A 12,036-nucleotide genomic window follows, 5' to 3' on the forward strand; every position below is an offset into this window, starting at 1 on the left:
ACTGCCACTTGCTAACGTAAATAGAAAAAATAATGTTACAAATTCAAAATTCATCCTACATCGTAAAGCACAAAATCGTCCATAACTCCATTCACAATTCCTTTTTGGATATCCCCATCCCAATATTTTATTCCTTTCCTTATGTTTAAACTACCTTTCCTTTATAATTTATGTAGGACAATTATCACTTTGTATGTGTATTTGCCCATTATTAAAAAAATCCCTAGTTTCCTAAGGATTTTTGGACATGTTTTCGATATGTTACTTCATACGCTCTTAAGGTTTTTTATTTCGAAATATACATTGTAATCGGTACATCATCATCTAACATAGATGATATATTGCTGTATACTCTAGAAAATTATAAGGCTCTTTCGCCTAAAAAACACTTATCCTTAAGCAATACTCTTTATTAATTTTCAACTTTTCTCCTTCAAAAAACAATTTTTTCGCATAACCTCTTTCTTGTTAAGCATATAGTTTTAATGATGACAAAGGAGGAATATTCATGTCTCAATCTGAAATCGAAAAATATGGACAAGAAGCTGCACGTTACGAACAGCTCGCTCGTTACTATCAATTTAAAAATCCGAAAAAATATGTAGAACTATATATGAAATATTACGATGCGCTTACGAAACTTGTACAGGCGTATGAAAAAAGAGATTCACAAGAAGCTGCTTTACCGTCACACATACGTTTTTTTCACTCTGCTTCCAATACACCTGCGGTTGACATTTTAGTAAACGGGCAAAAGGTTATTAAAAATATTTCATTTAAACAATTTAGTCCCTATTTAACATTAGTGCAAGGTAAATACCGTATAGATATTGTCCCTGTTGGAGATGAAACTCCCATCTTTTCAGCTTTAGTACCAATAATGGGGAATCACACTTATACTTTTGCCGCAATAAATAGTGACAATCATCTACAATTACAACCTATGCTTGATAATACACATTTACCAGCTGGTCAAGCAAAAATACGCTTTGCACATTTTTCTCCAGATACCCCTGTTGTAAATGTAGATTTAAAAGGTGGAGATCATTTATTTGAAAATGTACTCTTTAAACAAATAACAGATTTTTTGGAAGTTAGTCCTGGTACAGCAGATATTGAAGTTTCACTCGCCGATAATCCCAGCGTCTTACTAACTATACCGAATTTCAAAGTCGAACCGAACATCATATATACAATTTCACTTTTAGGTTATTCAACTAAAGATCCTAAATTAGAAGCCGTTATACTTACGAATTAAAACAGTCTACACCATTCATTTGGTGTAGACTGTTTATTTTTGAAATACAATTTGAAATTCTGTCCATTCGTTATCTGAACGGCACATGATGGACCCATTATGTTTTTCTACAATTTGTTTACATACAAATAATCCAATACCAGTTCCTAACTTTTTAGTAGTTACAAATGGTTCGAAAATCATTTCTACACTTTCAGCTGGAATCATTGGCCCATTATTTTTTATCACAATTCGAATCGATTGATCTTCTTCAAATACATCAATGATAATTTTCCGTTCTTCTTTCATTGATTCTAGAGCGTCAATTGAGTTCATTAATATATTTAAAAATACTTGTCTCACTTCACTCCGATAGCCAACAAGTGGAATTGGATACGGTAAATTCTTTTCAATCGAAACATTTGCATTGACCAAACTCGGATATAAGAACTGTATAATATCTTGAAACAAATCATTAAGCCAAAATTGTTCTGATTTATTCCACATTTCTTTTTTCGATACGAGTAAAAATTGCGAAATACGAAAATTTAATTGGTCTAATTCATGCGAAATAATATCTAAATAAGATAAACTTGGATGATCTGCCTTTAATAATTTAACAAATCCCATAATTGAAGTGAGTGGGTTACGGAATTCATGTACAAAACTTGCTGACATTTGCCCTAAAATCGTCAGCCTTTCTTTATGTGTTTCGTTAATATATTGCTGTTTTTCCTCTAAATTTTTTGATATAATTTCCGAGTATTTTAAAACAGTATAATAAATTAATTTATCAAAACAAGTATGTATTTGGGCCATAATCGGTTTCAATTCACGTGCGCTAACATCTAATTCACACATCGCTTCGAAAAGTTCATTTCTTCCCACATTTGCATTATAAACAAAGTCTCCAATATTCGCATCTGCCCCTGCACGTTCAATAGCAATTTTCTCGCATAATGGCTGAAGATAATCTATATCTTTTTCTTCCATAGTAAGTTCGATAATTAACTCTAATAAATCCTCTCCATTTTGAACTGCTTCTAGTTTAAATGGATCTTTATCGGAAATTATCATTTTGTTTTTCCAGTTCTCAACGAATTGGTGCCTGTTGTTTTTCAAGTGCGAACAAAATACTTCTTTAATATCCTTATCGATTGGAAAAACCCCCATTCCCTCCATTTCCATGCGACGAACACCCTTTATATTTTGAATATTAACACAAAAAATGCGATTCGTTAATAGATTATTGTCACATTTTGTTAATATGTGTTGATAAAATTTTTAATGTCCTTATTAATTGTTTAGATTGATACATTCCATTTTCCTTCCTTTCATTCAAAATTTTTTACATTCGATGCGACTTTTTTTTGCATCCTGCTTCATTCTTTCGTACAATAGAAAATGAAAGGTGTGAAAAATATGGTAAATAAAAATGTGGAAGATTATCTCCAAGAAGGCATTTACGGCCAAAAGCAGAACAAACCAGAAGAACGTAATATGTATTTAACTACGTTACGTGAGCGTGTAGAAATCGCTTTAACTATCGGTCAAGTAATGCAAAGTAATGTATATTCTGAAGTAGCTAGTAGCATGCGCTCTTCTCAATCATTACAAATATTCCTAAATGGTGGCATTGCTTACCCACATTTATCAAAATACATTAAATTAGCAAATGAAAAAAATGTTCCTTTTACAATTGTTCAAAATAAAGGTATAGAAACACCAATCGGTTTAGTATTATCTCATAGCACTGCTGTTGACAAAGAACAAATTTATGTAGAAGATGCTATTTTCAAACAAGAAATGAAGTAAAAGGTACACTTGGTTAAATTAAATCGTTCCGAGAAACGTAAAACAAACAATAAAAAAACGAGTATGGAATCGTAAACATTTCCAGCTCGTTTTTTATTAGGATATTTAAGCTCGCTCTACTTTACTTTTTAATACACACTAATTTCATTTCTGTCATTTCTTCTATTGCATATTTAATTCCTTCACGCCCCGTACCACTTTCCTTAACACCACCGTAAGGCATATGATCTACCCTAAACGTTGGAATATCATTAATCATGACACCACCAACCTCTAGCTCATCAATTGCACGCATTGCTTTAAACAAATTATTTGTAAACACACCTGCTTGTAGACCGTAACGTGAATGATTTACTTGCTCAATTGCCTCATCAAATTCTTTAAATGTATTTACTGTCATGAGTGGACCAAATACTTCTTGGCACTGAACAGATACATACTCTGGAACATTTGTTAATACAGTTGGTTCAAAAATCCTTGCATCACGTTTCTTACCACCGTATAAAACAGTAGCACCTTCCTTAATAGCTTCCTGCACCCACATTTCTATTCGCTCTACATCTTTTTTCGAAATTAAAGCCGATACGTCCGTTTCTTCCAGCAATGGATCACCAACAATAACTGTTTCCATCGCTATCTTTAGCTTTGAAAGAAATTCATCCATTCTCTTTTCATGTACAAAAACACGTTGTACCGAAATACAAACTTGTCCATTGTTTACATATGCTCCCCATTTTACACGTTCAATTACTTCATCTGTTAATTCTACATCTTCATCAATAATAACAGCAGCATTTGATCCCAGTTCCAACGTAACTCGCTTTAACCCAGCCTTTGCCTTAATTCCAATTCCAACTTTCGGACTTCCCGTAAAAGTAATGGAAGCAACATCATCATTTGTAACTATCGCCTCACCTACAGTTGAACCGGGACCAGAAATAATATTTAAAGCTCCTTTTGGCAATCCTGCCTCTTCAAATAATTCAACTAATGCGTAAGACGATAATGGCGTTTGATCAGCTGGTTTTAACACAACTGTATTTCCGGCAGCAATTGCAGGGCCGACTTTATGTGCCACTAAATTTAATGGGAAATTAAATGGTGTAATAGCTCCTATAACCCCTATCGGTTTTCGTATTGTGTATGCAATACGCCCATCTGCACCAGGTGCTGCATCAAGTGGCAGTGTCTCGCCGTATATACGCTTCGCTTCTTCCGCTGCAAATTTGTATGTCTGAACGGTACGATCTACTTCTCCCCTCGCAGCACGAATTGGTTTTGCAGCCTCTTTTGCAATAATCTCTGCAAATTCTTCTCTTCTTTCATCCATTTTTTGTGCAACCTTCTCTAAAATAGTCGCACGATCATATGCAGATAATGTATTCATTTTTTTCATTGCATTTTTTGCAGCAGTAACAGCCTCTTGTACATCTTCTTCCGTTCCTTGTGCAATTTCCGCTAACGTTTCTTCAGAATATGGTGCGTATAATGGTTTATAAGTGTTTACAGACTTCCAATCTCCATTTATATATAAATGCTTTTTCATAAATCTTCTCCTTCCAAATATATGTATACAACAATATTTCACCTAGTGAAAGGTCTGGCTTATGCCATTGTATCATAGCCCTTATTCTGCCAAAAATATTATGCTCAAAAAAACCCTGCCATATAGCAGAGTCTACGAACTAATTTGTTCTTGAAATGGAATTTGTTTTTCATCTTCTAAAATAACAATTGATTCTACAGTTTTTGTAACTTCTAATCTCTTTATATAGTGTCCATCTAATTCTTTTACACAAAACTTATAATTTTCAATTTCAATGAAATCCTCTTCAGCAATTTCTATATTCTTCGTTAAAATCCAACCACCGATTGTATCAACACCATTATCATCAATTGTTAAACCTAATAACGTATTCACTTCACTAACAAGTACTTTTCCCTCTAGTATTGTTTTCGTTTCACTAACTTGTTGAATTTCTGGCTGTTCATCCGTATCAAACTCATCTTGAATATCTCCCACTATTTCTTCTAAAATATCTTCAACTGTAACAAGTCCAGACGTACCACCATATTCATCTATCAATATAGCAATATGCGTTCTTTCTTTTTGCATTTTTAAAAATAAGTCGTGTATTGGGATAGAGTCGATAACTAAAATGATTGGCCTAATATATTGCTCTACTTTCTTATTACTTACTGCATTATGCTGCACAAAATCTGTGAAAATATCTTTAAAGTTTACAAAGCCTATTACGTGATCTTTGTCCCCATCTACAACTGGATATCTCGTATATTTTTCCCGAGACATTTTTTGCAAAGCTTCTTCAGCAGGCATTTCTTTACTTATAATATGCATCTCAGTTCGGGGGACCATTATTTCTTTCGCTATACGATCATCAAATTCAAAAATTTTATTTACATATTTATATTCAGATTGATTAATCTCTCCATTTTTGTAACTTTCTGAAACTAACAACCGTAATTCTTCTTCTGAATGAACCTCATCATGCCCTTTCGGTGGTTTCAGCCCTAACAACTTCGTAATAATTCGAGCTGATCCATTTAGGATCCAAATAAATGGAAACGCCATACGATAAAAGAAAATTAACGGTTTAGCAACAAACAAACTCACTTGTTCAGCTTTTTGAATCGCGAATGTTTTTGGGGCCAATTCCCCTATTACAACATGTAAAAATGTAATAAACAAAAACACTAAAATTACAGCAAAAATGTCTGCTAGTTGAGTAGAAATGTTCAAATTTACAAAAAGCGTGTCAAACATTTGCTTTAACGCCGGTTTACCAAACCACCCAATCCCCAGAGCTGTAACTGTTATTCCTAGCTGACAAGCAGATAAATATTCGTCTAAGTTTGTAATGACTGTTTTGACAGATGTTGCGCGATTATTTCCTTCTGCAATTAAATAGTCAATTCGTGAACTTCGCACTTTAACAATTGCAAATTCTGCTGCGACGAAAAATGCCGTTAAGGCAATTAAAACAATCACTATACTTATACTATATATGTCCAAATACTTCTCCTTACTTACATTGTAAGCAAGGAAGCCACCTCCTACTTAATTTTATTCAAGTGAAGTAAGCATTCTAATACTCTAACAAAATTCTACATTAGCAACCACCTTTTTATATATTATATGCATACATAAAAAAGATATTTATCATTATGATAATCTAATTCATTTCCCTTAGTCAAATAGTTCTAAATCTTAAGATAAAATATTTTATATAAACGATATATTCTTCACAGGTTCATTTCGTGAAAAAACACTTTCTTTGCCGATTCCACACTTCTTTTGTCACACTAGAAGGGAACTTCCTTCATAGATCGAAATCATTCAACAGGATATATATAGGAGGGATTATTTTGGAATATAAAACACCATTTATCGCAAAAAAATTAGGTGTTAGCCCAAAGGCTGTTGTCCGGATTGCACAACAATTAAATCTTACGATAGAAAAAAATAAATATGGTCACTTTATTTTCACACAAGAAGATTTAGATCAAATGTTAGAATTCCATCTTTCACAAATAGAGCAGTCTCAAAACTCTCACCCTACTCAAAAAACATCATCAAATGATGTTGAAGAATTAAAAACTCAAGTAAATACAATCGTTCAAAACAAATCATCACATGAATTTGAGCAATTAGCAGCTCAATTAAACACTATTACGAGAAGGCTAGATCGAATGGAAGAACAAATGCAAGATAAGGCAAATGATGTTGTTACGTACCAACTTTTACAACATCGCCGTGAAATGGAGGAAATGTTAGAGCGAATTCAAAAGCTAGAAGCTTCCCTCAAGAAAGAAGAACCAATATATATTACTCCCGATTCAAAACCAACATATGAACGAGAAAAGAAGCCGAAGCGCCGCAAAATGATTTTTAGTATATTTGGATTATAATTTTTAGACCCTTATTAAAATAATAAGGGTCTTTTTTCATGAAGAATGACTTCATATTAAAATAGTATTCTCTTTATTATATATATTCATTTCGCCTTATTTTGTTAACATAATATTCTTACTGTATTCTGCGATTAATGCCTGTGCATGAGCATTCCCTTGAATCACATCTCGAAATTCTTTTAAAGAATACAAATGCGTAGCCCCTTTTCGGGCATGAATTCGCACTGGTACACCTTGTAAAGTATCATGAAACTGAAATGGCTTATCTACCGGTTCAATTGGGAAACCGAGTGTTAATAAATACATATACATTCTTTTTGTCACTGCTGCAATATACCATTCTGCTTTCGTTTCTAATGCATGCATAAATAAAATAGCTGTTAGTCTTTTGAAGTGTCCTCTCCCACGAGACGTTTTCGCAATACTCAACTTGCCTATTTCATACACATTTTTTAAATCTTTCACTAAATCATTTTTAGAAAACGGATAGAAAAACTCAGAATTCGATTGCTCTGGTTCCGTATACTTAATACATTCTACTGTACCAATATGATGTTCATCTTCTATTAATAAAAATCGTGATGGATTTAAATTACGTTCTACGAACATTAAGTTTCTTTCTTCACAAAAATCTCCCCATAGTTGCTCGAACCAAAAATGTTCTTCTTTTGTTTGAACACGCTGGAACATATTTACCCGCCTTTCCCATCGCCGCTCTGTTTTTGATAACGCTTTCACTATCTATCATATAAGAACAAATCTTCGTATGCAACTAAAAATATTTATGACTTATTATATTCTGCAAAACGAATTAAATTCCATCTTAATCGTCTTTTATCCCTCATGTACCGTTCTTCTAACAATATATTTATATTACTTTCAAATTCAAATCGTATAAAGCTGTCTTCCATACAGCATATATTTCTTCTTAATCTAAAAAAATCCTTTATAAAAAAGGATTTTTTTACTTCTTCATGCTTTTTAACCACTTCTCAAAAATTTGTACCATTCCATGTTTTCCGGCTAATTTCTCTTCCCCTTGTTTCGTTTTATATGGATATAATTGCAAGAACACACCACATCCAGACTCAATTTTTTTACTATGCATATGACTTCCTGGATATACACAAATAACTTCATAAATGGCCCTTCGATAATAGACTCTCTTTCCATCCTGTTCTTCTACATATTTTATAGACCAGTACTTATACATTTGCTCAGTTGCCTTCGTATTTCCAACGTGCTGAAAAATGTTGTACATTGGGCTATACTTCACTTCAATAATAATAGAAGATTGATATACGTATTTTCCTTCTTCCTTTACATAACAGTCTAAGCGAATGTCTGGCTTCTTCGTATCTTCTCCATTATAAAAATTACTCCCTTTACTTAATGCAATAAGGGGATGAGTTTCAATTAAATCATTAAATGCGACATGTACTCTAATATCATCTCGGTGTAAAACTACTGTCGTTCCATCCTGTAATCCATCTACATAAAAATGTTCTTGAATTTGTTCACGAATGGAATTTCTAGCCTCAAAACCAATTTGCTCTAACATGGAAATAACGATAAAAAAAGCGTAATATTCATACACTAAAAATGTTGGTTTATAAACAAATAATAAAGATGGAGATTGTTCTGTATATTGTGGAAGTACATCTAAATGCTGTAGTAGTTGTTGATGTGGTATCGGTAAATCATGTGAGTACATGTTACCTGTTTCGGAAACTTCTCTCCAAAATAGAGAATGCATTAAAGTTTGAAAGTATTGTACACTTTCATGTACAAAGTGCGCTAATATTTTATATTCTTGTATCTTCATAGAGCTTTTTCGCAAATCCGCCTCTTTTAGTAAATGAATATTTTTATATTTTTGTTTCTCTCTATCGGTCACTGATCCATTACGCTCAATTGTTTGTATAATCGTTTTTACAGCTTGAAATTCTTCTGATTTCTTCCTTTTTGCTCTTTCTAATATTTCAATTGTTTGTCGCAAAAAACTTTCAGCTTCAAGTAAATAGAAATAAAATTGCATCGCTTTAAATTTAAGAAATGCATTTTCCTTACTATTTTTTTGTTCTATAAACTTACGATTATAATATTTTGCATACGGTTTTCTTTCCGCCACTATGGCTCCTTTTCTCGTTGCTTTCCGCTCYTTTTCTTCCCATTTATATTCATGTATAAATTTTGAACTCGATTCTATTTTCTTAAAAATTTGCTTTATCTTTTTCATTTTTTGCGGCAACTTTCTAAGTAACACTAAATAAGAAGAATCTTCAATATCACTAAGTGCAGAGAAAGTCTTTTTATAATAACCTCTATCTAAAATCAACTCATTCAAAATTGACTTTACATAGTTTTGAATCATTTCAAATTGATCATCAAAAAAATTTTTGGGAACGATTTGAAATGCGCCATAATACGTTCTATCTTCTATATTCACTTCAAAATGATATAATCCACAACGCCATGGATAAAAGAATTCCGTTTTTCCATGTTCATATATTAATACCTTTTGTTTTTTTTCATTTATTTCATATTTTGACTCTTTTATATTTTTCTGTCCCTCATATACTTTATTCCATATAAAAGTAATATTCATTGGACTTTCATAATGGTAATGCAATCTAATTGGTTTTAATTCTTGTACTTTATAAATACATTGAACTAATGCTGTAGTAGATGTACAAAGACGATTTAATAAAATATATTCCCCCTTTGCCTCAGTTCCAATGATTAACTTTAATACAAAAGGGAGTGTTTCTTTCGTATCAACGATTTCTGTTTCATATCGCCCTTCATTTTGCATAGCCATACAGCTCCAGTTCTCTACGCTTTTCTCTTATATATGCTAAAGAGTGTTCAAATGTAGATACTCTGTTTGCAAGTGGCGATTGCAAAAGAGGTAGTAATGTCGCCCCCCTTTTTACGTCTTCAGAAAGTAAAGACCCAACCATCATTTCAGTACCTCTTATTTTCGTCAATACACGTTGCTTGATTTGTAAATCAAATCCCTCTTCTCTACTGATCATATAGGAATGATTATTTTGGAACGGTATATTTTGCAAGTAAGTAGCGATTGCGTTTGCACATCGAAATGAAATTCCCTTTGACATATCATGTGATGACAATACAACATGTAACTTATCTAATAGTTCTAACTCTTCTTCAGAAAACACCTCAATCATCGCTTTATTCCTGACCCAGCTTATACGAAATTCTCCTGCAGTTACTTTCAGAGGTGGTTGTAATACAATTTTCTCTTGTTCCATACACATCTCACAAAACGGAATCTTTTGTAACGTTATTAAATTCGTCCGATCTAATAATCGATCTGAGAGTTCTTTCGTTGTTTCATCAAAATTTACTGTACCTACAAATATAATATTTTCACCAATTTCAATTGTTGATGGAATTGGATTTTCTTTTTCTTGTACACCTTCATACAAATTTAGAATACGGTTTTGCTTTTCAAGTTGAAGAACAGATAGAAATGGAGTAAACCAATGCTCAATATGTGACATATTCATTTCATCAAAAACGATTATATATAGTTGATTTTGATTTTCTTTTGCCTTCATTAACGCCCTAACTAATTTTGTTTCACTTTCAATAAAAGTACCATTTGGGTGAAGGTAACCAAGTAAATCATGTGGTTCTTGATACGATGGTGAAATCGGAATCCAAACCAATTCTTCCCCATACTGTAATCCAAGTGCTTCTGCATAAGCTTGCACAAATCGGGATTTCCCAGCGCCTGGTATACCACCTAGAATCGTCAACATATTTGTTTTCGCACTTATATGGAAATTATAAATGTCCGTTTCATCCAAATATAGCCCTTTATTACGTACAAAACTTTTTACATACTGTAAAAAGACGGATTCACGCTCATCCCATTCCCATTCATCCTTGTGCACTTTTATTTCCTCTACTTCTACATGCTTACCTTCTTCAGTCATTCGTTTTTTTAATTGCTCATACATGTGATTGCTTACAAAATACAATTGATCTTCTACCGCTATTTCCACATACTTCATCCAGTCATTTAAGTCTATATACTTACATTCCCGCTGCTGTTCAAAATATGCGATTGAACTAATTGATGATGACTTTAAAGATATATTTCCATATAACCTTCCATCGTGCCACAATAATTCGGGAGGCTCAAAGTCTTTCGGATATTTTGGCATTAGAAATGACAAATAGCCATTTCCAAGTTTTCTTTCTAAAGACTCTCCTTTTTTGTATTCGGAAACTTTAGGTACTGGAATCATTTTATAGCCATTGGCCATTTCTCGTGGTTCTTCTGCACAAATTAACTCCACGTATATATGTCCTCTTTCATAATAGAGACGAAACATAACCAATTGCTTTTCTAATTTTCTTTTCTTTAATTCCGAAAAGACTTTTTCATTCTTTTTATTGCTACATAAACCTTCAAATACGTAGGGTTCATTTTTTAATTGCTCTTGTAACGTGAATGGTATTGGCGATAGGCATTGTACAAAGAAGTTCTCTCCATTCTTCTCTCTCTCTGCTTTTGTAAACTTTCCGATAAACCTCATATAGTACATTCTTTTTATAAAACTTGGCTGAAGAGCTTTATGTAATCTCACCTTCGTCACCTTCTTTTTTTCATACTATTCTTAGTGTATGAAAGAAACGAAAAACTAGAAACAAAAAACCTGACGTTATCCGCCAGGTTCAAAATTAAAACGTATATTAATGAGATGGAAATGCTTTTTTCTCTTGTAAAATGGCATTATGAGCAATTTTCATTTTAGCAAGTACATATCGTAATCGATCTTCAGCGTTTTCATCTGTATTTTGCTGTAATTCCGCCAAATTCTCTACAGCACTCGCTAAATTTTCAATTACTCCTCGTAGTTCAGGATGATGATTAAAAAAGGATTCTTGCACTAATACTTTCCTTACTTCACTCGCTAAATCAACAATTCTGGTTAACTGTTCTTTTTCTTCCATTTTCATCCCTCCTGAATATCTTATGTATTAAATATTCTCTAGACAAAGAAAAAAGCCCT

10 protein-coding genes are annotated in these 12,036 nt (G+C 32.8%); 3 read left to right on the plus strand and 7 right to left on the minus strand.

The window, feature by feature from the left end; genetic code table 11:
• Window positions 1-508 precede the first annotated feature (508 nt).
• Entirely contained in the window at window positions 509-1,258 is a 750-nt protein-coding gene (locus AC1DMU_RS19575) for a DUF4397 domain-containing protein (protein WP_088063273.1), read from the plus strand.
• A gap of 33 nt (window positions 1,259-1,291) precedes the next feature.
• On the opposite strand, the gene AC1DMU_RS19580 is transcribed toward AC1DMU_RS19575, so the two are convergent.
• Window positions 1,292-2,425: a BA2291 family sporulation histidine kinase gene (locus tag AC1DMU_RS19580; protein WP_000425101.1), complete on the minus strand. Its 1,134-nt coding sequence runs from the start codon at window positions 2,423-2,425 to the stop codon at window positions 1,292-1,294.
• A 234-nt stretch (window positions 2,426-2,659) separates the two neighbouring features.
• On the opposite strand from AC1DMU_RS19580, the gene AC1DMU_RS19585 reads away from it, so the two are divergent.
• Entirely contained in the window at window positions 2,660-3,052 is a 393-nt protein-coding gene (locus AC1DMU_RS19585) for a YueI family protein (protein ID WP_000247570.1), read from the plus strand.
• A 121-nt stretch (window positions 3,053-3,173) separates the two neighbouring features.
• On the opposite strand, the gene AC1DMU_RS19590 is transcribed toward AC1DMU_RS19585, so the two are convergent.
• Both AC1DMU_RS19590 and AC1DMU_RS19595 read right to left on the minus strand, forming a co-directional pair.
• Window positions 3,174-4,598 (minus strand): aldehyde dehydrogenase family protein, encoded by a 1,425-nt coding sequence (locus tag AC1DMU_RS19590; protein WP_048546594.1) that lies wholly within the window; start codon window positions 4,596-4,598, stop codon window positions 3,174-3,176.
• Between the two features lie 132 nt (window positions 4,599-4,730).
• Window positions 4,731-6,086: a hemolysin family protein gene (locus AC1DMU_RS19595; RefSeq protein ID WP_002108356.1), complete on the minus strand. Its 1,356-nt coding sequence runs from the start codon at window positions 6,084-6,086 to the stop codon at window positions 4,731-4,733.
• Window positions 6,087-6,439: 353 nt separating this feature from the next.
• Between AC1DMU_RS19595 and racA the strand changes: the two genes are divergently transcribed.
• The gene (racA, locus tag AC1DMU_RS19600; RefSeq protein WP_088063272.1) at window positions 6,440-6,982 is read left to right on the plus strand and encodes a chromosome-anchoring protein RacA; all 543 of its coding nucleotides are present in this window, start codon (window positions 6,440-6,442) and stop codon (window positions 6,980-6,982) included.
• A 96-nt stretch (window positions 6,983-7,078) separates the two neighbouring features.
• Here racA and AC1DMU_RS19605 read toward each other — a convergent pair whose 3' ends face one another.
• The 4 genes from AC1DMU_RS19605 to AC1DMU_RS19620 form a co-directional block, all read right to left on the minus strand.
• The gene (locus AC1DMU_RS19605) at window positions 7,079-7,675 is read right to left on the minus strand and encodes a hypothetical protein (protein WP_000487799.1); all 597 of its coding nucleotides are present in this window, start codon (window positions 7,673-7,675) and stop codon (window positions 7,079-7,081) included.
• Between the two features lie 274 nt (window positions 7,676-7,949).
• Window positions 7,950-9,800 carry a hypothetical protein gene (locus AC1DMU_RS19610; RefSeq protein WP_088063271.1) on the minus strand — a complete coding sequence of 617 codons (1,851 nt, stop codon included), beginning with the start codon at window positions 9,798-9,800 and terminating at the stop codon, window positions 7,950-7,952.
• Window positions 9,790-11,610, minus strand: a complete 1,821-nt coding sequence (locus AC1DMU_RS19615; RefSeq protein WP_001236571.1) for an AAA family ATPase — start codon at window positions 11,608-11,610, stop codon at window positions 9,790-9,792. The genes AC1DMU_RS19610 and AC1DMU_RS19615 overlap by 11 nt, the downstream gene beginning before the upstream one ends.
• A 106-nt stretch (window positions 11,611-11,716) precedes the next feature.
• Complete coding sequence (locus tag AC1DMU_RS19620; protein WP_000391452.1) at window positions 11,717-11,977, minus strand: hypothetical protein; 261 nt, start codon at window positions 11,975-11,977, stop codon at window positions 11,717-11,719.
• Between the last annotated feature and the right edge of the window lie 59 nt (window positions 11,978-12,036).

Source organism: Bacillus sp. 01N45, assembly GCF_056399205.1.

Excerpts from the sequence above, each read along its gene's own strand:
- AC1DMU_RS19580 (WP_000425101.1), bottom strand. The coding sequence starts at position 2,425 with ATGGAAATGGAGGGAATGGGGGTTTTTCCAATCGATAAGGATATTAAA.
- AC1DMU_RS19575 (WP_088063273.1), top strand. The coding sequence starts at position 509 with ATGTCTCAATCTGAAATCGAAAAATATGGACAAGAAGCTGCACGTTAC.
- AC1DMU_RS19620 (WP_000391452.1), bottom strand. The coding sequence starts at position 11,977 with ATGGAAGAAAAAGAACAGTTAACCAGAATTGTTGATTTAGCGAGTGAA.
- AC1DMU_RS19605 (WP_000487799.1), bottom strand. The coding sequence starts at position 7,675 with ATGTTCCAGCGTGTTCAAACAAAAGAAGAACATTTTTGGTTCGAGCAA.
- AC1DMU_RS19590 (WP_048546594.1), bottom strand. The coding sequence starts at position 4,598 with ATGAAAAAGCATTTATATATAAATGGAGATTGGAAGTCTGTAAACACT.
- AC1DMU_RS19585 (WP_000247570.1), top strand. The coding sequence starts at position 2,660 with ATGGTAAATAAAAATGTGGAAGATTATCTCCAAGAAGGCATTTACGGC.